Source organism: Hyphococcus lacteus (assembly GCF_041058985.1).
GTDB classification, from domain to species: domain Bacteria; phylum Pseudomonadota; class Alphaproteobacteria; order Caulobacterales; family Parvularculaceae; genus Hyphococcus; species Hyphococcus lacteus.
In genome coordinates this window covers 1,678,702-1,701,966 of the sequence record NZ_JBEHZE010000001.1, presented here as the reverse complement: position 1 = coordinate 1,701,966, position 23,265 = coordinate 1,678,702, and the positions used below count along the sequence as shown (strand labels likewise).

The following is a 23,265-nucleotide window of genomic DNA, read 5'->3' as shown; positions in this document are numbered from 1 at the left end:
TTTCGATTCTCTTGACCGAATATAACAGCGGATTGAAATCCAATCCGAATAAAAATGTCAGACGGCCTGTAAGCCGGGTTCTGTACTCATTTCTGAGCGACGACCATTCCTCTAGGCGCGTGCTTGCACACGACGCTCAAGCAACCAACCCGGATGACTAGGCGCGAAGACCCACCCGCCTCGAAAGGCACGCCATCCCTATTCGGTCTTGCTCCAGGCGGGGCTTGCCGTGCCCGCCTCATTGCTGAGACGGCGGTGCGCTCTTACCGCACCTTTTCACCCTTACCCCAAAAAAATGAGGCGGTTTGTTTTCTGTGGCGCTATCCCTCAGGCTAAACATTACTGCGCAACCCGGCCGGGCGTTACCCGGCACCTTGTCTCCATGGAGCCCGGACTTTCCTCGCGCGATTCGCATCGCCCGCGGCCGTCCAACCGCCTGACATTAAGTGATTTGGAGCGCTTAGGCCCCGTGGTCAAGGTATCCAGCAATGCAGACAGGCCGATTGGCGGAATTGCTCCAATTCTGGTAGCTTTTAGCGCTTAAATCGGGGGACAGACATGAAATTACTGGCAAAATTCACGGTTATCATCGTCGCATTACTGCATTTTGGCTTTCTCGCCCTCGAGATGTTCTTTTGGGATCACCCCATTGGCCGCGAAATTTTTGCGATGACGCCAGAACAATCAGCCGACACAGCGGTTCTTGCCGCAAATCAGGGTCTCTATAATGGCTTTCTCGCCGCGGGCCTTTTGTGGGGTGTTCTCACCCGCAAAACCGATATCGTGGTGTTCTTATTATTATGTGTCATCGTCGCCGGAATTTTTGGCGCGGTGACCGCAAAGCCAACTATTTTATTTACTCAGGCCACGCCAGCATTGGTTGCACTCGTCCTAACACTGACTTTTAACCGCCGCTAATCACGATCAACGCTGCTTTGGTCCGCGCATCAAAGCCCTGCCCCAATGACTGGGGACAAAACCGTCGCTGAAAAGCCAATAGTGCCGCCGCATGATCACCGGCTGGCGCATCATAACCGATCATGGACAGCGCCTTTAGCGCATCAGCATATTCAACGGCATTGCCGGATTTCTGGTCCCCACGAAAGGGCGCAATAGCAAGCCCTTCATCCGCCAAATTCTGCCACGGAAATTTTTCACCGGGATCTTCCTTGCGACGTGGTGCAATATCGGAATGTGCAAGCACCCGTTCCGGCGCGATATCATGCCGTTGATTAATACTTCTCATTAGTGAAATGACGGAATCAATCTGCGGGTCGGGAAAATTGCGGTAGCCCCATTCATGACCCGGATTGACGATTTCAATGCCGATAGATCGGGCATTGATATCAACCTCACCCTTCCATGAACCGACACCGGCGTGCCATGCGCGGCACGCCTCGTCCACGAGCTTATAGGTATCGCCGTTTTCCTCGACGAGATAATGCGCGCTCACTTTGGCAGCGGGATCGCATAACCGCTCTAGCGCCTCCGCCCCGGTTTTCATTCCGGTATAATGCAGAATAACGCTGTCGATCGAACGCCCGCGCTGGTCGAAATTCGGCGATGGGGCTTCGATGATCTTCATAATTTACCCTTGTGGTTCAACGAATGCGTCATTCTTGGCCTGTTTCTTCACGTTACGCAAAAGAACCACGCCCACGCCGGCTAAGGTCATCAACCCTCCGATGATCATGCGCGGCCCAAATGGATCCCCAAGCAAAACCACACCAAAAGTAATCGCCAATAGCGTCGTGAACAACACACTCGGCGCGACGAGACTAATCGGCAAACGCTGTAACAACCAATAATAGGTCGTATGGCCAAAGATTGACGCTCCAAGCGCAGAATAAAGAATTAGGCCCACAACCAGCCACTTGTTGGCGGACTGAACAGCTTCAAGCTGCCCGCTTTCAAATAGCACTGTCATGATGCTCAGGCCGATTGTTCCAATAACCGAAAACCACGCAAGTAATTCATGCGGTTTAAATGTCGTTGTCCGCTTTACGATGACAGCACCCACAGCTTCGGTAAACGCACCGGCTGCGACCAACCCGATCCCTAGCCCTACATGCGCACCAGCATCACCATTACTATTGTCGCCAAGTGCAATGATTGCCACACCAACAAATGCGAGCGTGATCCCTAAAATCCGTCGCCAGCCCGGCTTGTCACCCAAAAAAAGAATGGCGAGGATGGTCGCGAACGGCACTGTCAATTCCATTGCAATCGCGGCTGTCGAAGCCGTCGCAAGTTCAACCCCCGTAAACATGAATGCGTAATTGAATGCCCCCAAACATAACCCACCAATAAACACAAAAACCATGTCTTTTGGTCGCCAGCGCAAAAATGGCGACATAATAATCGCTACCAAGAACAGCCGCACAGCCGCGTAGAAAATCGGCGGCAAAATACCAACCGCAGTCTTGATGATGATAAAATGGAAACCCCATACCAGGCAGATCAAACCAAGCAGGCTGACTTCACGAACAGACACAGCAACTATCCTTTCAGGATGACGAACATGTCTGTCGCGCCTTATGCCATGCAGCGTGCTGCATCAATCTAAATTATCTAATTAGAAAAGCAGTAACCTGATCAAACGGCGATTAAGCGTTGACGGGTCGCCATCTGCGGGTTTCATTCCCGCCGGAGAAAATGCCGCTTATCGCTGAAATCATTAGAACAAATGGCGCGACGATAGCCAAAGAGATCACAGCAAGCGACGAGATCACAATGATGCTAGCAAGCAAAAATGCTTCTTCTGCTTGCTTCAGCATTTGAAGCCAAAACCCTTTTTCTGTGGTTTGGATTTCCTTGCTGTTTCCACTGCTATCCACAAATACGCCTCTTGTTACAGTTTATATCTGACCAAACTCCCGGCCCAGCGTCCAGCAGCATACCCACATGAAACCATATTTTTTACATGTAGTCCTTTAATATTCGCTCATAAGCCTCGTTAATTGTGGCCATTCTACGCTCTGCGATCAGAACAAGGTCCGGAGGCACACCACGCCCCATCAAGGCATCCGGGTGATGGTCTCGCGACAGCGAGCGATAAACAGACTTAAGCTCATCAAGCGCGATTCCCGGCTCCACACCTAATATTAGATACGGGTCATCCTCGCCCAGCCCAAGATGTGCGGCCTTTAAGCGATGGTATGCTCTGTTCGAAATCCCAAAAACCTTTGCGGTTTCATCAAGCAATTCCAATTCACGCGGGTGAGCGACCCCGTCAGCAACAGCAACGTGGAATAAACAATCGAGAACATCTTCAAGAACCGACGGCGCATCCACAAAAATCCGCGCGACCTGCCCCAAATATTCTGAAAATCCCGCCACATCTTGTTGTGCCAACTGATAAACCATCCGAACGCGATCGGCCTGTTTTTCTGGTATTTTGAAAAAATCCCGGAATGCAGACACTTCGTCGTCGGTCACGACGCCATCAGCTTTGGCCATTTTTGCAGAGAGCGCGATCAGGGCAATCGCAAAAGCCTCTTCATTGCGGCGCTGTTTTCGCGCGGCAATCGCATCAAGCATCGCGCCGATGGTGCGTTTATGCGCCTCGGCCAGAATGGTTTCTATGCGATCCCAAAATGACATGGCAGCGGTCATAGGTCTCACGCTCTGCAAAATCCAGTGGCTCGACGCCGCACCATAAGAAATCGGCCCATCCATCCCCGATTTAGCGAAACAAACATGTGGAAAAATAGCGAGACAGAAAGTTCTCGAAGCTGAGCAGATGCTTAACGTGGCTCTGGCGCACTTGATGCGTACCGCGCGAATTTAGAGGCTTTGCAAAACTTTCGTTTACGCGACACAATTTTGCCGTAGGGCGGTCTCGCCCTGAAAAAATGTCAAACGACGATCAAGGTTCGGGTCGTGCTCACGGTGGGGAATGATGATGGGGCGCACATTTGACGTGTTCGGGGTTTTGATCGCGGGGGTAGTATGTGGGGCCAGCTTTACTCTTGTTGCATTATTGCTGGCAGGTGTTTTCAGCTAAGACTAGAATCACTCACATCGCCAGATTTTGACTGTAAGTCTTTGTTTATCAGCAGAAATCGGTGACAATGTTTCAACTTGTGTGAGCTTCAATTTCGATGTTGCACACCAGTCAGAAACCTCTGCGTCTGAAAAACCCAACCGCCGATGCGCATGTTCCTCGCGCAGGAATTCTAAATCATGCGGGGCAAAATCTGAAATAATCAGCCTACCCCCAGTTTTCAAAAGCCGCGCGCCCTCTGCTACCGCAGCGCCAGGATCTCCTAGAAAGTGCAAGACCTGATGGATACACACGACATCAGCCGTTGAGGCTTCAAGGGGCAGTGAAAAAATATCTCCATGCCGCACCTGAGCATGCGCAATCTTCGCCTGATCAAGATTGGCGCGCGCAATCGCCAGCATCTCCGGCGAGAGGTCATAGCCAACCGCAGAACTATAAAGGGGCGCAAAAATTTCGAGCATCCGCCCTGTGCCGGTCCCCATGTCTATGAAAAGATCAACCGGATTACTGCCGACAATATCGAGTATCCGCGCTTCGATATCCTGTTCCGGTAGGTGCAAATTCCGCAACCGGTTCCACTCTCCGGCATTTTCTTCAAAATACGCCGCTGCCTGTGCGGCACGGGCAACCCGCACTTGATCGAAACGATCAGAATCGCGCGCTAAAATGCGGTCATCCGCTTTTGCCATATCCCAGACCGCACGCAATACAGCCTGCCGAGGCGGCTCATCATTATCCCCGGCGTCGGCCGTCGTGCGATAAAACATCCACGCGCCTTCGCGATGACGTTCAACCAGACCTGCATCCGCTAGAATTTTTAGATGGCGACTTACCCGTGGTTGGCTCTGGCCGAGAATGGACGTGATTTCACTCACCGTCAGTTCGCCGCGACTAAGGAGCACCATGATCCGCAATCGTGTTTCTTCGCCTATGGCGCGAAAAATATTCAACGCTACATCAAGCGCCATTAGTTTCCTGTTCCCAAACCACCGATTCCTCCACGAAACATAAAGATATCTTTATATGCTGGCAATGGCGGACTAGATCGCATATATCCCCTTGACGTATGTTAGCCAAATACCTATATTGGGTTCATGGCAAAAGCAATGAACATCCAAGACTTTTTCAAACAGTTTCCTGACGACGACGCTTGTCTGGATCACCTTTTCCACAGCCGATACGGAAGCGAGCCTGTATGTGAGCGCTGCGGCGTGATTGGTGACTTCAAACGCCTTTCCAATATGCCCGCCTATACCTGTAATTGCGGTCATCACATTCACCCGATGGCCGGAACACCCTTCGAGCGTAGCCGGACACCTCTGCAAAAGTGGTACTATGCAATGTTTCTATTCACCACGACGCGCAACGGTGTCTCCGCAAAGGAAATTCAGCGCCAGCTAGGTGTCACCTATAAAACAGCGTGGCGCATTGCCTTCAAAATCCGCGAATATATGGGCCAAGTTGACGGTAATGACCGCCTCGGTGGTGGTGGCGCTTTGGTTGAGGCGGACAAGGCATATATTGGCGGTAAGGATAAGAAGGGTGCAGAAGATAAAACCATCGTGCTCGGTATGGTTGAGCGCAACGGCAAAGTTATGACCAAGATTGTTCGTAATCGCAGCGGCATAGTCGTTTCCGGTTCCGTTGCTGATGCGGTGAAGCGTGATAGCTGGATCGCTACTGATGAAGGTCCAGCCTTTCTAAAGCTAAGCGATCACGGCTTTAAGCATACGAGCGTGAACCATCGCAAAGGCGAATACGTTCGTGGCAGCACTCACACCAACACAATCGAAGGCTTCTGGTCTTGGCTTAAACGCGGCATCTACGGAACCCATGTGTGGGTATCCCCGAAACATTTGCCGACCTACTTAGGTGAATTTGAGTTTCGGTTTAATCTTCGGAAACGGGGCGAGCTGATGTTCCCAATTTTGTTGGCTTCTTTCCCGAAGCCATAGCCTTCATTAAGCGTTCAAAACGTTCCGTATCCGCCTCGTTCGGGTGTTCCTTGGCGAACTGATCGAGCAGGCCCTGCTTGCGAGCCTCTTCTAGGCTTAAATGTTTACCGCGAGACATTGGCCTAATCCACAGAAATAAAGCGTGACAAATCGAATTCGAAAGTCACTTTGCGAGTAATGGTTTTCGGATTTATCTTTTGCGCAGAAATTGTGAAGCACGCTTCATAGACAGTATTCGAGTCTATCATAATATTATTTTTGCCATCGTCGGAAACACACTCGATGGTCTTATTTGACATATTAACGATGAATCCAGCAAGCACTGAATTGTGCAGCTTTCCCCTAGTAAGGGATGGTAATTTATCAACACGCGAGTCCACCGTCTGGTTATTGGGACCTCCCAGCCAATAATGTATTTCAATATCTTTGGTATCTATAGACTCTGGAGCAACAATGAGAAGCTGAAGGGATATTAAGTGAATTCCCGGCTCTGCTTCATCTTGATAATAAGGCTCTACAACGGCGCGAAACTTTCGCCGTTCAATCCACCTCTTAATAACAGATCTCTCGTGAAACCAAAGAGAATGCAGCGCTTGGCAAAACAACCACCCAGAAAAGAAAACAAATGCGACGACAGACCAATCAGGCATGGACCACCTCGACGGTGGGCTGAACCGAACGATTGCAAGAATGCCTGTAATAGCAAACCCAGAAGTTGGCAGCCAAACAGGTGTATTTTTTTTGAACCAGTTGAGCATAGACCCTACTCATGACCGAACTCCGGGTTCGGAGTCGAGTAAATTGACGAAATAACCGATTCGCCAACATACGCCAAGGGGATATATGCGGACTAGATCGCCTCACCTCACGTGAACTCTATCGAGGTTTTCTTGTTTGGACGGTCGGACCTCTTATATTCATGCCCGAAACCGGCCATCATTTCGGTGTAACGAGACGTTTCGATTCGCTTTACGGGGAAAAGCCCACATGAAGACTGCTGCTCTGACCAAAGCCATTTTGCCGATCGCAATGTGTGTACCATTACTGGTCCCCGCACACGCACAGATTACTGGCAATCCAGACCCTGATAGCTTAGCGGCAGAACTCGAAAGCGCACCAATATCAACAAATGCGGTTGCTGACCCCTGGGAGGGGTTCAACCGCAAAATGTTTGCGATCAATAACGGACTTGATGGGGCTTTATTCGTACCGGCCGCAAAGGCATACCGCGCTGTGACCCATAAGAAACAACGCAAAGGCATCAGAAATTTCCTCGCCAATTTGGGCACCCCTATCACCCTCGCGAACGACATCCTTCAAGGTGAATTTGGCCGTGCCGGAAAAACGGCCAGTCGCTTTGTTGTAAACTCGACAATCGGATTTGGCGGCATGGGTGACCCGGCTGAACGGATGGGCATTGATCAGCATTCTGAGGACTTTGGCCAAACACTGGCCGTTTGGGGCGTTTCTTCTGGGCCATATTTGGTCTTGCCGTTCTTTGGTCCGAGCACGCTTCGCGACGGATTTGGACGCGCCGTTGATATGGGGACAGACCCCGCAATTTGGATCCGCACGGACGCCGCAGCATATTTCCGGTATAGCACTACGGGTATGACGCTTCTTTCGGCACGCGAGCCGCTCATCGAATCTCTCGCCGATATCGAGGCTGACTCTCTCGATTATTATGCGTCGATCCGTAGTTTTTATCTGCAATCTCGTCAGCGTGAAATTACCAATGGCCGGACCAGCTTTGACGACCTTCCGGACATTGGCGACTTCGAAGAATTTGACGATCTAGAATAGCCCTGGCTTTTGTATTCACTGGAGACTTTCATGCAGCCCTTCCCGCCCCTTTATAGATCGATCAATCGCGCCGCAATCGGCCTTGCAGGAATGACGCTCGCGCTTACCGCACAACCCGCGTTTGCGGACCAAAACGCTGAAACCTTTGTCCAAACCATTCTAGACGAAGCAGAACCAGCGCTTAGCGTTAGTGACCGCGATCAAATGTTTGATGCAATAGAAGACATCGTCGATAAGCATGTGGACATGCGGCGTATCGGTCGTTTCGTACTCGGCCAATATGCGCGCCAGATGACTGACACACAGGCTGATGTTTATTATCCGCTGTTTAAACGCTACGCGACGCAAATATATCAAAACACGCTTTCCGATTATGCCGGTCAAACCCTTAAAGTTACTGGCTCTGTAGATCGATCAGAACGCGATATCATCGTAAATTCAAAACTCGAAAACCCCGAACCGGGCGACCCTTTTGCCAATGCTGTGATTCACTGGCGAGTTTATCGCGCTCGTGACAGCAAAGAGATGACGGTTGTTGATGCTGGGGCGGATAATGTCTGGCTCGCGATTGAACAACGAAGCCAATTTACATCAATCATAGCCAACAATGGCGGGCGCGAAAAAGGCATTGATGCCCTCATCGTAGAACTCAAGAAACGCGTAGGCGGATAGAAAAAAGCCCTCCGATGGAGGGCTTTATCGCAGTCGCCAAAGATAGATGTTATTCGTACCCTAAAAGCTTACGAAGCCCCGGCGCTACAAACTCGACCAGTTTCTTTTGGGTCTCTGGTAACTCATTCGGAATTTCCACTGACAATCCAGAGAGGTTTTCTCGTGCCGTGCCGCTTTGTTTGCGGTCAGAGCCGATTTTAACTCGTTCGCGCCAATCGTCCGGGATGGGATCAATACCGCACTGTCCCAACAACTTCCGGAAATAAACTTCAGATTCTAGATCGTCGATCCGCTTAACAGCACCAACAAGTTCTTCGTATTTTACCATCGCATTGACCGTTCCCATCCAGGCAACGGCGTTATGCATATAAAGATCAAGAAGCGAAGGCACCTTTTGATAGATGCCAAAAATCATCAAATTAAGCAGTTCTTCAACTGATATCCGGCCGCCCTTTACGTGTTCGATATTCCCGGTGAATTCGTCGGATAGAAAAAATCGCGCGCGCGCGAGCACCCAACTATGCGGATCACGGTACAAAACGATTTTTCGCGCACCTGTTAATTCCATAGCTGAGGCATCCGAAAACAAAAGGTGTCCCCAGCTCAAATTACATTTCTCCTGATCAAAAGCTTCCAAGTGCTCTTGCAGGTTTGGGTACTGAATAAACTGCGCGTGATATTGTTGCTCCACTGGAACAAACATCCGAACAATGTTTCTCAACAAATGCGTTCCACTTTTAGGAACAGAATTCACAAAAACTGGTTGCCTTAAGCGCGTTTGCTCAAATTTCCTATTTTCCTCATTGAGGGTGTCCGGCTTCATTCTTACGCGTGGCATTCTCGCACCTGTGTCTGATTTCTCTGAAGATCATTCAACGGAAAATCTAATTCGTTCTTACCAAAATAGCAAAAGACCAAAAAGAAAAAGGGACGATGGCGGCACCATCGTCCCTCCGCAATAAGATATCTGAAACTTAGAAAAACGCTTTCAGATTGACGAACACGCGACGCCCGACAAAATCATATTGTGATTGATAAGGTACGGAACCAACCGTCGAAGATTGACGTCGGTTTGTGCCATTCTCAGAAATACGTGGCGGTTCAGTGTCAAAGAGATTAGCGACACCGACAACCAATTTGATCTGATCATCATTAAAGGTCTTGGCAATCGAAGCACTGTTATAGATTTTCCGCTCCGCATACACATCAACACAATAAGGTGCGACATGCGACGTATCAGCGATTCCACAACCGTCTACGCTACCGGTAGCATTTGTAAAGTCTTCGAGATCGCTCGTCGATCCGAAGTAATCAATCGACCACAGGAATGACCAAGAATCTTTTTCCCAGATGAAGTTGAGGTCACCAGTATATTTCGGCTCACCCGCTTCACCATTAAGATTTTCGGTCGTTCCAGCGAACAATGCAATATTGTCCTCAAGCTGCCAGGTCATCTGAGAGACAATCTGAATATCACCCCAGTTCTTTGGAAGCTCTTGGTCGATGCGAACAGTTACGTCGACACCACGGTTTTTCTGACTGTTCACGTTAATGAAGCTGTCGCGAACCGTAGAGATGTTGCTGGCGTTGCCCTGAGCGCCACGTGTATAAAGACTACACAGCGGATCTGTCGGGAAGAAGTCCGACGTCAAACAACCAGCAATAATGTTGTTCGCCCCGAGTTGCGCGATCTCGCCGTTCACTTCGATATCAAAGTAATCGCCACGAATACTGATCCGCGTTGAGTCTGGCAAAATCGGATCAAGGCGCAGGGTCGCGCTCGCCGTTTTCGCTTTAGACGTTTCGGGCTGAAGCACTCCTAGGCCACCACCAGTAATAATCGTGGCACTGATGCCGCCACCAGGATGGTTCGCAGGCACGCCCTGAGCCGCACAATTATCGGCAAGTTGCTGGGAAATGTCGCCACTAGCCAACAATGTTCCCCATTGAATACATGGGTCGATCGTTCTTTGGCTAAGCGATGACGTCTGGTCCGCCAAGAATAATTCGAACAATGCCGGCGCACGGAACGAAGTACCCATAGTGGCACCAAAGCTGAGCCAATCGGTGACAACCCAATTACCGCTGATCTTCCAGGTTTCGTCCGTACCCACCGTGCTCACATCTGTGTAACGGCCCGCGGCACCAACTTCGAATAATTGAATACCCGGAATATCATGGAGTAGCGGAATATTCAGCTCACCAAAGAATTCCAGCGTCTCACTACTCCCCATCGTGCGACCCGCAGCACTTGTTGACCAAGCATTGTTGACGAATTCGCCCGGATTAGCAGGGTCAGGAGCACGTGTGATTTCACCTGGAATATCGTCAATTTTATCACGACGCCACGTTGCACCAAACGCAGCGCCCAACGGCCCGGCCGGAAGGTCAACGACGTTACCAGTCAAAATACCCTCGAAATAGAGCTGGGTATAAACTGTTGACCCTTCTTCAGTACCGAACAAATGCGCAGCGGCGTCTGCCGGAATGTTACCGCGAAGGAACTCAGGATCCCACCAGTCAACAGTCACACACTCTGTGCCACTGATTGGTGTTACGTTGCCCTCACAGCCCGCAGGGAAATTACCATAACCGATTGCATATTGATAATCGATTGCGTCCTGAAAGACTTGATCACTTCGGTACAACCCTTTTGAACGACTATATTGGGAATAAACGTCCCATGCCCATCCATCGAGGCCGCCTCCTTCAAACTCACCGCGGAAACCGCCTACACCACGGAAGTAGTCAACCCGTTGCGAGCTATCGCTGTGATTTGTGACCGCTGTTGGGCTTGTCAAATATGGGCCGGTCGCTGCGTCAAATGGATTTGGCCCCGCACCAAAGAATTCAATCGATGATGGCGCAGATGTCAGACCAAACGTCCAGAACTGACGGTAGTTGTTCACATAAGTTTCACGGCGGTTGAACAAAAACTCACCATAGACTTCGACACCCTCAGTGAGCTGATAAGCTCCATCAAAGTATGCCGAATAGCGGGTGGTTTCTGGAATAACAGTGACTTCAGGAACGAACTGAGATTGCTCGTTAAACACAGCGGATGACGCAGGGTCATAAGCAACCGGGAAGAAGCCCGCAGGAACGCCCAGATCAGACGCATCACGCGGTGCTGGCAAACCTGGGATGTAGTTCTGCAGATTATCGCCATCATAATTGTATTGGAACTGTGTTACCTGGAAGAAACCACTTGCTGGGATATTTGACGTTGGATTTGTCGTATACCCATACAAATAGTCATAATAGTGTGCGTCATAGACCCAGACATGGCCCCAAGGGATGTCATCTGTGCAGCGGAAATTGCCCGTGCGCGGATCAATTGGATCAACCCGATTACCGCCTGGCGCATCAAAGATGCGTTCCTCGCCACATTCAAGATACTTGCGGTCGCCGCGCGCCAATTCTTTCCGCTTATAATAGTCAGCGGACATAAGAATATGACCACGATCAAATGTCTTACCCCATGTAGCGCTAGCACGGTATTCTTCGCCACCAGAATCAAAGGGCTGCGTGCCGAAGAAATCAAACTCGATTCCGTCGGTGTCACGCTTTGTGATGATGTTCACAACACCCGCAACCGCATCTGAACCATAGATAGAAGACGCGCCGTCTTTTAGGATCTCAATGTTTGAAATAATTGAGGTCGGCAAAACGTTGAGGTCGAATGATGACACAGCGCCACGAGTACCGGCCGGGCCAGCACGACGGCTGTTCAGGAGAACCAGTGTACGTTCAGCACCAAGACCACGTAGTGATATCGTCGCGGCACCCGCACCACCGTTGGTAACAAAGTTTGACGAAATCGCCGCAGTTGTTTGCGCCGAACCGGACGCCACCGATGATGACTGAATCAACGCGGCCGCATCGATCGTTCCACCAAGTGATCCGATTTCTGGGTCAATGACCTGAATTGGGCCAGAACTTGAAAATTCATCTTTACGAATACGTGAGCCAGTAACAACGACGACATCGCGCTCGTCACGGCTCTCTTCACTCGCTTCGGGGATGGTCTCGACTTCCTGCGCATAAACTGGCGCAGAAATCATAATTGCCCCTACAGAGGCCGTAGTCAAAAGACCAGGTAGCCCCCCTACGCATTACAGGTTTGGACATATTGTGCTCCCTTGCATGATCCATAAACCAGCAACGGCTCCGACCCTTACACCCCCTCCGGTGTAAACTTGTGGGCCCGCACCCCTGCCAGACTTGTTAAAACTATATCCAGATCATGGCGAACCTCACGTGGTTATGTCAGTTTCGTGAAGTTTTCGGCCCACTTCGATCAATGCTGTTGCGCTCAAACAACAGGATGAACCGCCTCTTAGGCGGGACAAATGGAGTCTTTGGTGCGACGAACCGATTTTCGCGCACAAAAAAAGACCGCCCGAAGGCAGCCTTTTTTGATTCGCGATGAAGTTCGAATTTACGAAGAGTAATATTCGACGACCAGATTTGGCTCCATCGTGCACGGGTAAGGAACTTCAGCAAATTCCGGAATGCGCAGAATGGTCACTGTCATCTTCTTAGGATCAACTTCAATATAATCAGGAATATCGCGCTCGGCGCTTTGCAGCGCTTCGAGAACCAGCGCCATATTCTTTGATTTCTCTTTAATTTCAACAACATCCCCAGGCTTCACGCGCGCTGATGGGATATTTGTTTTCACGCCATTGAGCATAACGTGGCCGTGGTTCACAAACTGACGAGCGGCGAACACAGTCGGCACGAACTTCGCGCGATATACGAGCGCGTCAAGACGGCATTCAAGAAGGCCAATCAGGTTCTCGGCGGTGTTACCACGGCGACGAACGGCTTCATTATATGTGCGTTCGAAATGCTTTTCTGAAATGCTGCCGTAATAGCCTTTAAGCTTTTGTTTCGCCATTAACTGTAGGCCGAAGTCAGACTTCTTGCCTTTGCGGCGCTGGCCGTGCATGCCGGGACCGTAGTCACGCTTGTTGATAGGTGATTTTGGGCGACCCCAGACGTTTTCGCCAACGCGGCGGTCAAGCTTGTGCTTGGCGTTAATACGCTTAGACATTCTTCCTCACTTACGACGCGGCCCGGCATCAAAGCCAATCTTTGATGCGATAAAAACGGCGGTCCACGCGTCTTCCCGTTTCAGAGCGCCCGGCTATACCGGTGCGTCCTATCCGAGTCAAACATTATGAAAATGAAAAACCCGCCAGTTGGCGGGTTTTCCAGAAACATCCATTTCTAGGCTTTTCTTAGGCCGCTTTTTTCCGGCGGCTTGAAAAACCAAGGCCCGCCAAGCCAGCGCCCATCAACCATACAGCAGCCGGTAGCGGGACGTCGCTCACTGCCTCGCCGCCATAAAAGGTGATGTGCGAAAGATCCGGCACCTGGCCACCATTATTGGTGATGAAGCCAGCAATTTGCCATAAGAATGAGCCAACCAACGGGTCCATATCCCAGTAAAACAACGCAAAGTTATTGCTTGCTTTCAAAACAACATATTCTAGCCCGTAGCCTGTCCCGGTCAGATCAAAATCAACAGAACCAGCGGCCCCATTATTGACGAGTGTAAACGCTGATGCGTTTACCGCGCCATTAGATGGCTTTTGCCCATTTGGTAAGCAGTCCTGATCTGAGGTTGGATTACAGACATCAATTTTTGCTAATTGCTCAACCGTTGTGTCGCCATTAAACGCAAAAATCTCATCCGAAATGTCGTTATTTTGGCCATTATTGTTACCGGAGACGTTATCGTTCCCACCATAGGTCCCGATATAAACTAGGCCTGCATGCGCTGGTACAATCGCGAAAGCCATGATGGCCGCAAAGGCCGAAACGCAGAATTTCAACATAGGTCTTCCCCACTACAGTTACTCGCCCCCCAAAAGGCACTTATTTCGCGAACGCACAAGTGTTTTCAATAAAAGTTGAGCTAAAATTTCAGGAAATTACGGCCCTGAATTGAGTGAACTTCTTCATTACAATTAAAAGGAGAATTTACACCAGTTCAGTGACAACATACTCACTTAAATCCGGTGTCTTCATTTCTCGCAGATACTCCCGGACACTATGGGGGTAAAGCGTGAAATTCCGGCCATTTTCGTCCACATACCATGCCCCGCAATCAGACGCCCAAACCCGACTTTGCAAATCGGTTTGTAACCGCGCATCGAAAGCTTTCGTGGCGGCGGCTGAAGGCTCAATCAAATGATGGTCGCCAATTTCCGCAGTTTTAAGTAGTTTGAGAATATAGTTGACCTGCGCTTCGATCATTAGAACCACAGAATTGTGCCCCAAACCGGAATTTGGACCAAGCAACAAAAAGAAATTCGGAAACCCTGGTGCCGCAACTGTTCGATGCGCAACCACTCCGTTTTTCCAGCTTTCTTTAAGGCTCGTGCCGGACGGGCCAATGACCCCGATTGAGTCGAGAATATCGAACGGCTTAAAGCCTGTTGCCAAAATTACGACGTCCACATCACGTTCGCGGCCACCAGCCGAGCGAATGCCATGAGTGGTGAAACATTCAATTCCATCTGTAATCAAATCAACATTGTCGCGTTGAACCGCAGGCAAATAATCGTCCGAGATCAAAATGCGCTTGCAGCCGATTGGATAAGTCGGCGTTAGCTTTTTACGCAAGCTAGGTTCCGGCACCTGCGCTTCCATATGTTTTGTAAACAGCTTGCGCGATAGCCGCTTTATCCGAGACTCCTTGTTTTTGAATAAAGCAAACCGCCACTCAGCCATCGAGAAATATTGACCACGGTATATGCGCGCCAAAATTGGGACGCGCTTGAAAATCGCTTTAAGCCATTTGGGATAGGCATAACTATCCCGCGCCATAACCCAATTTGGTGTTCGTTGATAAATATCGAGATGCGCAACTTGCTTAACGATTTCGGGGATGACCTGAACAGCACTAGCGGCGGATCCAACGATTGCGACACGCTTTCCACTGAGGTCCACATCTTCGCGCCATTGCGCCGTGTGAAACATCGGCCCATCAAAATCATTCATGCCCGGCAAATTCGGGAAGTTCGGTTCATGAAGCCCGCCTAACCCGCTGATAACAATATCCGCGGTAGCTGTTTCATTGTTTGAAAACTCGATATGCCAGCGCGTCCCGTCATGCCGGATCGAGGTTATTGTCTTTCCAAACGAAATTGATCGGTAGAGGTCATATTTCTGAGCGCAATGCTTTAGATAATCCAATATCTCCGGGCCCGGTGAGTAGCGCTTTGACCAATTCGGATTGGGTTCAAACGAGAATGAATAAAGATGTGACGGTACATCACACGCGACACCCGGATAGGTGTTTTCGCGCCATGTGCCGCCTACCTCGTCGGCCTTTTCGTAAATGACAAAATTTTCGTGACCCTCTTGTCGCAAACGGATTGCCATACCAAGCCCAGAAAAGCCGGCACCCAGTATTGCGATGCGTGGCCCACCCCCCGTCCGAGATCTGTCCGGCTTTACCGCAAAGCTCTGTTTGTGATCGTCAGGCATTTTCATTACCTCGCTGCACCGCCGACACAAACGCCACCGCTTACATCATCGATACACCGATGAGTTTACTCAGGTTTTTTTATCCTTCGCAAGCATGCTGATCAGGACTTGATCGAGAACGGTGTGAATGCCGTTTCGCTATCATAGACATCAACGCCCTCAGCCCGCTTGAGCGCATGCACAACTCGATAGGTCACAGGGGTCAACACGGCCTCCCAAAGAACTTTAAGCAAGTAATTTGTGGCCAACACTGTCAGCACTTGGTTCACCGACCAAATGCCGAGGAACGCAATCGGATAGAACAGTAAACTGTCGACGCCCTGTCCAACCACGGTCGAGCCGATCGTCCGCTGCCAGAGGTGCTTACCGCCGGATATGACCTTCATCCGTGCCATCACAAATGCATTCGCCATCTCGCCAGCCCAAAATGCAACCATAGATGCGATGACAATCCGGGGGGTTAGACCAAACACTGCTTCATAGGCTGCCTGCCCTTCCCAACCCGGTGCTGGCGGCATAGCAACAACGACCCATGACATGAGCGCCATGAACATCACGGCTGCGAATCCCATCCACACGACGCGCCGCGCCCGCGCATAGCCATAGACTTCGGTCAAAACATCCCCAAGAACATAAGAGAGCGGGAAGAACAAAATGCCCGCACCGAACATACCAACATTCCAGCCGCCAATGTTGAACTCGAAGAACTGAACCAACTTCGCCGCTCCAATCAAATTGGAACAAACTAAAATCGCGACAAATGCCGCCATTGCAAAATCATAGTATTTAAAGCGATGTCCGCTAAGCGCATCGGCTTGGTCAATACGCTCAACGTTATTGTGCTGGCTCATTAAAAATCTCAATTCAGGTATTATCAGTACACACTTTTATTTATTCTTCGCCCCCATCACGAGGGCTTTAATTACGCCACGCAACGCGCTTACTTCTTTTTCCGTAAGCCCTGCACGTTGGAAGGCCGCCTTGAGCTTATGCTGCCGATTAAGGCGCCTGTCTTCAGGATAAAAATATCCCGCTCTATCCAACTCTTCGATCAGATGTCCAAAAAACCTTTCGAAATCTTCCTTGGTTGCAGGCATCAGATCGGGGGCCGCCACGGCGACGGCTTCTCGACCATCGGCAATGGCCCATTCATAAGCGATTAAAAGCGCGGCCTGCCCAAGATTGAGCGATGCAAATGCCGGATTTACGGGAATTGAGACAATCGCATCTGCGTGCACCACGTCTTTTGTAGCCAATCCCGAACGCTCGCCACCGAACAGAACCGCACATTTTTCGCCATTACTGATTCGCTTTTTCAGCGCGTTCGCTGCTTCATTCGGGGTCAAAACCGGCAACAACGCTTCACGAGGACGGGCCGTGGTCGCTACGACGTATTGGCAGTCAGCGATTGCATCGGCCGTGGCGTCGAATACTTGTGCTTGGTCAATAACGATGGTCGCCCCCGCCGCCATCGCGCCGGCACGCTCATTCGGCCAGCCATCACGCGGATTCACCAACCGAAGGCCGGACAGCCCGAAATTCAGCATTGCCCGGGCGCAAGCCCCTATATTTTCGCCCATTTGTGGCTCGACCAGTACAAAAATCGGGGCGGCACCCAAAGTTCCTCGGCCATCCCGGCGCGCGACCCGGCCTGGAGCCTGTGGGTTGGTTATCGTCTTGTCTATCATTGCCTTTCGGCTTGCCTCACTCAAAAATTCGCTATTCGGGGCGGTAATGGGCGCGCCCCCCTTCCACGAGGCGGCACCCAATGCTAAGAGCGCCACGCCCACCTTAATTAGAAATCATCATTACGCGCATTCATAGCGCATTCATTACGTCCGGTAGGAAATTCCATGCAGAAAATCAAAGTTGAAAATCCAGTCGTTGAAATGGACGGGGATGAAATGACCCGCATCATCTGGCAGATGATTAAGGATAAGCTGATTTATCCTTATCTCGATCTGGATTTGAAATATTTCGACCTCGGTATGGAAAGCCGAGATGCGACAGACGACCAAATCACCATCGATGCTGCCGAAGCGACAAAAAAATACGGCGTGGCCGTAAAATGCGCGACCATCACACCTGATGAAGCGCGCGTCGAAGAATTTGGCCTCAAGAAAATGTGGCGGTCGCCAAACGGCACTATCCGTAACATTCTTGGCGGCGTTGTTTTCCGCGAGCCAATCATCATCCGTAACGTTCCTCGCCTCGTGCCTGGCTGGACGCAGCCGGTCATCATCGGCCGCCACGCATTCGGCGATCAGTATCGCGCCACCGACATGCTCTTCCCGAGCGAAGGCAAGCTTTCCCTGAAATGGGAAGGCAAAAATGGCGAAACCATTGAACATGAAGTGTTCGACGCACCGAGCGCTGGCATCTATATGGGCATGTACAATCTTGATGCATCGATCCAAGATTTCGCCCGCGCCTGCTTTAACTATGCTCTACAGCGCAAATACCCACTTTACCTATCAACCAAGAACACCATCATGAAAAAATATGATGGTCGTTTCAAAGATATCTTCGCCGATATGTACGAAGCCGAATTCAAAGAAAAATTCGCTGAACACAATCTGGTTTATGAACACCGTTTGATCGACGATATGGTCGCGGCCTGCATGAAATGGTCCGGCGGGTATGTTTGGGCGTGTAAAAACTATGATGGCGACGTACAGTCAGATACAGTTGCGCAAGGCTTTGGTTCACTCGGCCTCATGTCATCGGTACTCATGTCACCAGACGGAAAGACAGTCGAAGCCGAAGCCGCACATGGTACGGTCACACGTCATTACCGTGCGCACCAACGCGGCGAAGAAACTTCGACGAACTCTATCGCGTCAATTTTTGCTTGGACACGTGGCCTCGCACACCGCGGTAAACTTGACGGCAATCAAGAACTAACCAATTTCGCCACCACCCTAGAGCAAACTGTCATCAAAACAGTCGAAGGCGGCTATATGACGAAAGACCTCGCGCTCTTGATCGGTGCCGAACAAAAATGGCTTACAACCACGGGTTTCCTCGAAAAAGTTGACGAAAATTTCCGCAAAGCCATGGCCAATTAAGGTCAGATTTACTGAGCATTTTATTGGTTTCGGGAGGGGGATACCCTCCCGAAATGCGTTTACCGCCCAGTTTTTACGCCAATTTCTCTCCTCCCCCCGCAATTAACCGGCAGCTCACCGCATATATCTCGTAATTCATTTGGCTGCGTGGCAGCATGGTACCATTATCGGGATACGCGTATTGATCCCGTCTGGAGAACCTGAATGAACCGTTGCGCACTTATTGTTGGGCTGTTTATCGCGGCGAGCCTGCCCGCTGCCGCAGAAGATCGTAGTTTTGATCTGGCCGAATTTGAGCGCATAGATATATCGGCCGGAATCGTGATGGATGCCACCGTCGGCACACCCCAATCAGTCGTAGTTCAATCCACCGATGGCGATTTCAGTGATTTCCACATCAGCGTGAAAAACCGCACCCTAATAGTCACTAGAGAATTCAATCGCCTACGTTGGCATCAAAAAAAAGCTGATTACCGCGTCGTGGTAACGGTGCCAAAAATCACCGGCATTGAAGCTTCGTCTGGCTCGACGTCAACGTTGTCAAAGATCGACACACCCACATTCTATGCTGATTTATCAAGCGGTTCTTATGTAGTTGTCGATGGGCGCAGCGATGATTGCTCGGTTGATATTTCAAGCGGTGCCAATTTAACAGCACACAAACTAACATGCGTGAGCGCCAACGTCGATGTATCTAGCGGCGGGCATGGCGAAGTTTCCGTCAAACAATCCATCGTTGCCGACGCATCCAGCGGTGGTCACATGGCAATCTACGGTGCTCCAGAACGTGTATTCATCGACAAGTCTTCGGGCGGGCAGATAAAAATCCGCCCCGCTTCACAGGCTAGTCGCCACTAAACAACCGGAACGAGGATTAAAGATGAAAGCTTCAACTTCACTAACATCTATTGTTGGCGCAGCATTGGCGCTATCGCTTACCCCGGCAATGGCTGAGACAAAAACCTACGATATCACCGGGTTCGATCAGCTTGATATTTCCACCGGTATTTATGTTGAAGCACGAGTCGGCAAAGACTTTTCGATCCGTGCAGAAGGGTCGCAAGAAGCTATTGATCGCCTCAGAATTGAATTGGATGATGACAGTCTAGAAATTGGCCGTGAGCGCGGTGCATTCTTTGGTCGCAAAAATTCAAAGGTCACTATTTACATCGAAATGCCGTCGCTTGAGGAAGCCGAAATTTCAAGTGGGTCATCGCTGTTTGCAGATGGCATCGACGCATCAGACTTTGAAGTATCGGTTTCAAGTGGCGCTCGCGCGGAACTTCGGGGGCATTGTTCAGACCTCGAAGCCGACGGCAGCAGCGGCGCAAAACTCGACGCCGAAAAATTACGTTGTGATTCAGTCGAAGCGGACGTGTCATCCGGAGCAAATCTGAATGTTTATGCCTCGCGGAGTGTAAGCGCAGACGCCTCCAGCGGTGGAAACGTAACCGTATATGGCAATCCGACCCAGACGAATATTGAAAAATCTTCTGGCGGTAACGTGTCTATTCGCGACTAAGCGCTAATTGCCCGTTCAATAGAATTGATCGCCTCGGATGCATTGTTGCCATCGGGCCCGCCCGCTTGGGCCATATCCGGACGACCACCACCACCAGCTCCACCGATGGCGCTCGCGCCAACGCGCACCAACTCAACCGCTGACAGGCGTTCTTTCAGGTCATCGGTAACGCCAACAGCAAGTGCTGCCTTGCCGCCATTCACACTGACAAAAGCTGCGACGCCAGAACCGAGTTGCTTCTTGGCCTGATCAACCAATCCGCGCAGATCTTTAGCAGCGACACCATCGAGAACCTTCCCGATAAATTTAACCCCAGCAATCTCTAAGACCTGATCTTCAGCCGAAGTCGAACCACCCCCAAGGGCTAATTGCTTCTTGGCCTCGGACAGTTCGCGCTCTAGTTTACGACGTTCTGCGACCAGCACCTCAACCCGCTGGGGTAAATCTTCAATAGAGGTTTTCAAAATTTCCGAAGCAGACCGTGCGAGATTCGCCTGATTTTCCAAATAAAGCCGCGCCGCCTCTCCCGTCACCGCTTCGATACGGCGAACACCTGCCGAAACCGCGCTCTCCCCGACAATTTTAAATATCGCAATATCACCGAGATTGCGAACATGGGTTCCCCCGCAAAGTTCGACCGAATAGGGCTTGTCGTCACCCTCGAGGGAATGCCCCATTGTTAACACACGAACATCATCATCGTATTTTTCACCGAAAAGTGCGATAGCGCCGGACTTCACGGCATCATCATAAGGCATTATCCGTGTATCAACTTTTGAATTTTGCCTGATAACTGCATTTACACGGCGCTCGACTTCTGAAATTTCCGACTCGGATATTGCTTTTGGATTTGTGATATCAAACCGCATCCGGTCTTCCGCAACCAAAGACCCTTTTTGCGCCACATGATCACCGAGCACTTCACGTAATGCTGCATGAACGAGATGTGTCGCAGAGTGATTTGCCCGAGTTCGGTTTCTCCGCGGAACATCAATAGAAAGTGTTACGGCGTCACCGACACTGACAGAGCCATTCTCAACTTTGCCTATATGCCCATGAAGCGCATTCACTCGTTTCTTCGTGTCCTTAACGACGATACTCGCGCCACTTTCAGATTTCACCACACCCGCATCGCCGGCCTGACCGCCAGATTCTGCATAAAACGGTGTCTGATTGACAATGATCTCAACATTGTCGCCAGCGTCAGCCCTCTCCACAGGCTTACCGTCACGAACGATGGCTTGGATGACGCCTTCGGTCGTGTCGTGGATATAACCGAGGAATTCACTCGCGCCATATTCCGTACGCAAATCAAACCAAACGGATTCATCTGCGGCATCGCCAGATCCGGCCCATGCCGCACGCGCAGCCTCGCGTTGCGCTTTCATAGCCGTTTCAAAACCTGCCACATCAACTTCGCGCCCCTGACGGCGCAGTGCATCTTGTGTCAAATCCAATGGGAAACCAAAAGTATCATAGAGTTTAAACGCCGCCGCGCCCGGAAGCGGAGCATCACTCTCAAGGCCGGATGTTTCTTCATCAAGAAGTTTCAATCCTCGCTCAAGCAAGCTTTTAAACTTTTCTTCCTCTGACCGTAAAGTCTCAACGATTAGCGTTTCAGCACGAACCAATTCGGGAAACGCGCCCCCCATTTCCCGAACAAGCACGGGTGCAAGCCGGTTCATCAATGGATCGCGGGCACCGAGACCATGAGCATATCGCATCGCGCGGCGCATGATGCGGCGCAATACATAACCACGCCCTTCATTAGATGGCGCAATGCCATCAGCAATAAGAAAGCTTGTTGCGCGCAAATGATCGGCAATAACGCGGTGCGCCGGGGCATCATCACCCGTCGCCGGCCGACCCGTAAGGTCAACGGATGCAGCGATAAGTGTTTTGAACAGGTCTACATCGTAATTATCATGAACGCCTTGAAGCACTGCCGCGATGCGTTCAAGCCCCATACCCGTATCTATCGAAGGTTTAGGCAGGGGAACTTCTTTACCGCCGGGCATTCGGTCAAACTGCATGAAAACGAGATTCCAAATTTCAATAAATCGGTCACCGTCTTCGTCTGGCGATCCTGGAGGGCCGCCCGGAATATGATCGCCATGATCAAAGAAAATCTCAGAGCACGGCCCACACGGGCCGGTATCACCCATAGCCCAATAATTGTCATTAGTCGCGATACGGATGATCCGATCTTCCGGCAATCCTGAAATTTTACGCCACAAATCGAATGCTTCGTCATCTGTATGATAAACAGTAACGGTCAGCTTATCAGCTGGCAGCCCAAATTCTTTATGCACCAAGCTCCATGCCGATTGAATTGCTTGTTCCTTGAAATAATCACCAAAAGAAAAATTACCCAGCATTTCAAAAAATGTATGATGGCGCGCAGTATATCCTACGTTATCAAGATCGTTATGCTTACCACCTGCGCGAACGCATTTTTGCGATGATGTTGCCCGAACATAGTCGCGTTTTTCAGCACCCGTGAAAGTATTCTTGAACGGAACCATACCGGCATTCACAAACAAGAGTGTCGGGTCGTTTTGAGGAATGAGCGGCGCTGACGGCACGATAAAATGGTCTTGTTCAGCGAAGAAACTCAAAAATTGTGACCGGATATCTTTTAACGACGTCATGCGAAATGGGCCTGTTCATATACATTTAAAAAACCGCGCCGCCTAAAGGGCGCGCGCGGTTCATGGTCATAAGGCTATCAAAGCC

At 50.5% G+C, this 23,265-nt stretch carries 21 protein-coding genes and 1 other RNA gene; 7 read left to right on the top strand and 15 right to left on the bottom strand.

The window, feature by feature from the left end; translation table 11 throughout:
* Positions 1-53: 53 nt before the first annotated feature.
* Positions 54-440: RNase P RNA component class A (rnpB, locus tag ABFZ84_RS08155), an RNA gene on the bottom strand.
* A 118-nt stretch (positions 441-558) separates the two neighbouring features.
* Here rnpB and ABFZ84_RS08150 point away from each other — a divergent pair.
* Positions 559-918: a DUF1304 domain-containing protein gene (locus ABFZ84_RS08150; protein WP_369313490.1), complete on the top strand. Its 360-nt coding sequence runs from the start codon at positions 559-561 to the stop codon at positions 916-918.
* Here the strand turns inward: ABFZ84_RS08150 and ABFZ84_RS08145 are convergent.
* From ABFZ84_RS08145 to ABFZ84_RS08125, 5 genes are all read right to left on the bottom strand, one after another.
* Positions 905-1,585 carry an N-acetylmuramoyl-L-alanine amidase gene (locus ABFZ84_RS08145; RefSeq protein WP_369313489.1) on the bottom strand — a complete coding sequence of 227 codons (681 nt, stop codon included), beginning with the start codon at positions 1,583-1,585 and terminating at the stop codon, positions 905-907. The two genes, ABFZ84_RS08150 and ABFZ84_RS08145, sit on opposite strands and share 14 nt — an antisense overlap.
* A 3-nt stretch (positions 1,586-1,588) precedes the next feature.
* Positions 1,589-2,494, bottom strand: a complete 906-nt coding sequence (locus ABFZ84_RS08140) for a DMT family transporter (RefSeq protein WP_369313488.1) — start codon at positions 2,492-2,494, stop codon at positions 1,589-1,591.
* A gap of 112 nt (positions 2,495-2,606) precedes the next feature.
* Entirely contained in the window at positions 2,607-2,837 is a 231-nt protein-coding gene (locus ABFZ84_RS08135) for a hypothetical protein (protein ID WP_369313487.1), read from the bottom strand.
* Between the two features lie 82 nt (positions 2,838-2,919).
* Positions 2,920-3,615 (bottom strand): TerB family tellurite resistance protein, encoded by a 696-nt coding sequence (locus tag ABFZ84_RS08130; RefSeq protein WP_369313485.1) that lies wholly within the window; start codon positions 3,613-3,615, stop codon positions 2,920-2,922.
* 399 nt (positions 3,616-4,014) lie between these two features.
* Positions 4,015-4,974, bottom strand: a complete 960-nt coding sequence (locus ABFZ84_RS08125) for an ArsR/SmtB family transcription factor (protein ID WP_369313484.1) — start codon at positions 4,972-4,974, stop codon at positions 4,015-4,017.
* 126 nt (positions 4,975-5,100) lie between these two features.
* Here ABFZ84_RS08125 and ABFZ84_RS08120 point away from each other — a divergent pair, with 126 nt between their 5' ends.
* On the top strand, positions 5,101-5,961 hold the full coding sequence (locus ABFZ84_RS08120) for an IS1595 family transposase (RefSeq protein ID WP_407067080.1): 861 nt from the start codon (positions 5,101-5,103) through the stop codon (positions 5,959-5,961).
* Positions 5,962-6,083: 122 nt separating this feature from the next.
* On the opposite strand, the gene ABFZ84_RS08115 is transcribed toward ABFZ84_RS08120, so the two are convergent.
* Positions 6,084-6,719 carry a hypothetical protein gene (locus tag ABFZ84_RS08115; protein ID WP_369313482.1) on the bottom strand — a complete coding sequence of 212 codons (636 nt, stop codon included), beginning with the start codon at positions 6,717-6,719 and terminating at the stop codon, positions 6,084-6,086.
* 229 nt (positions 6,720-6,948) lie between these two features.
* Here ABFZ84_RS08115 and ABFZ84_RS08110 point away from each other — a divergent pair, with 229 nt between their 5' ends.
* Positions 6,949-7,764, top strand: coding sequence for an MlaA family lipoprotein (locus ABFZ84_RS08110; RefSeq protein ID WP_369313481.1), 816 nt, complete (start codon positions 6,949-6,951; stop codon positions 7,762-7,764).
* Positions 7,765-7,794: 30 nt separating this feature from the next.
* Positions 7,795-8,436 (top strand): MlaC/ttg2D family ABC transporter substrate-binding protein, encoded by a 642-nt coding sequence (locus ABFZ84_RS08105; protein WP_369313480.1) that lies wholly within the window; start codon positions 7,795-7,797, stop codon positions 8,434-8,436.
* A gap of 49 nt (positions 8,437-8,485) precedes the next feature.
* Here the strand turns inward: ABFZ84_RS08105 and ABFZ84_RS08100 are convergent, their stop codons facing one another.
* The 7 genes from ABFZ84_RS08100 to ABFZ84_RS08070 all read right to left on the bottom strand — a co-directional run bounded on the left by ABFZ84_RS08100 (position 8,486) and on the right by ABFZ84_RS08070 (position 17,627).
* Positions 8,486-9,157, bottom strand: a complete 672-nt coding sequence (locus ABFZ84_RS08100; RefSeq protein ID WP_369313479.1) for a hypothetical protein — start codon at positions 9,155-9,157, stop codon at positions 8,486-8,488.
* Positions 9,158-9,410: 253 nt separating this feature from the next.
* Positions 9,411-12,500 carry a TonB-dependent receptor plug domain-containing protein gene (locus ABFZ84_RS08095; protein WP_369313478.1) on the bottom strand — a complete coding sequence of 1,030 codons (3,090 nt, stop codon included), beginning with the start codon at positions 12,498-12,500 and terminating at the stop codon, positions 9,411-9,413.
* Positions 12,501-12,877: 377 nt separating this feature from the next.
* On the bottom strand, positions 12,878-13,495 hold the full coding sequence (gene rpsD / locus ABFZ84_RS08090; protein ID WP_369313477.1) for a 30S ribosomal protein S4: 618 nt from the start codon (positions 13,493-13,495) through the stop codon (positions 12,878-12,880).
* Between the two features lie 187 nt (positions 13,496-13,682).
* On the bottom strand, positions 13,683-14,282 hold the full coding sequence (locus ABFZ84_RS08085; protein WP_369313475.1) for a VPLPA-CTERM sorting domain-containing protein: 600 nt from the start codon (positions 14,280-14,282) through the stop codon (positions 13,683-13,685).
* A gap of 145 nt (positions 14,283-14,427) precedes the next feature.
* On the bottom strand, positions 14,428-15,939 hold the full coding sequence (locus tag ABFZ84_RS08080) for a flavin-containing monooxygenase (protein ID WP_369313474.1): 1,512 nt from the start codon (positions 15,937-15,939) through the stop codon (positions 14,428-14,430).
* 101 nt (positions 15,940-16,040) lie between these two features.
* Positions 16,041-16,790, bottom strand: a complete 750-nt coding sequence (locus ABFZ84_RS08075) for a queuosine precursor transporter (RefSeq protein ID WP_369313473.1) — start codon at positions 16,788-16,790, stop codon at positions 16,041-16,043.
* A 36-nt stretch (positions 16,791-16,826) separates the two neighbouring features.
* Entirely contained in the window at positions 16,827-17,627 is an 801-nt protein-coding gene (locus ABFZ84_RS08070; protein ID WP_369313471.1) for an RNA methyltransferase, read from the bottom strand.
* 165 nt (positions 17,628-17,792) lie between these two features.
* On the opposite strand from ABFZ84_RS08070, the gene ABFZ84_RS08065 reads away from it, so the two are divergent.
* The 3 genes from ABFZ84_RS08065 (at position 17,793) to ABFZ84_RS08055 (ending at position 20,529) form a co-directional block, all read left to right on the top strand.
* Positions 17,793-19,007, top strand: coding sequence for an NADP-dependent isocitrate dehydrogenase (locus ABFZ84_RS08065; protein WP_369313470.1), 1,215 nt, complete (start codon positions 17,793-17,795; stop codon positions 19,005-19,007).
* Positions 19,008-19,211: 204 nt separating this feature from the next.
* Positions 19,212-19,865, top strand: coding sequence for a GIN domain-containing protein (locus ABFZ84_RS08060; RefSeq protein WP_369313469.1), 654 nt, complete (start codon positions 19,212-19,214; stop codon positions 19,863-19,865).
* 22 nt (positions 19,866-19,887) lie between these two features.
* Positions 19,888-20,529 (top strand): head GIN domain-containing protein, encoded by a 642-nt coding sequence (locus tag ABFZ84_RS08055; protein ID WP_369313468.1) that lies wholly within the window; start codon positions 19,888-19,890, stop codon positions 20,527-20,529.
* Here the strand turns inward: ABFZ84_RS08055 and alaS are convergent.
* Entirely contained in the window at positions 20,526-23,180 is a 2,655-nt protein-coding gene (alaS, locus tag ABFZ84_RS08050) for an alanine--tRNA ligase (RefSeq protein WP_369313467.1), read from the bottom strand. The genes ABFZ84_RS08055 and alaS overlap by 4 nt on opposite strands.
* Positions 23,181-23,265 lie beyond the last annotated feature (85 nt).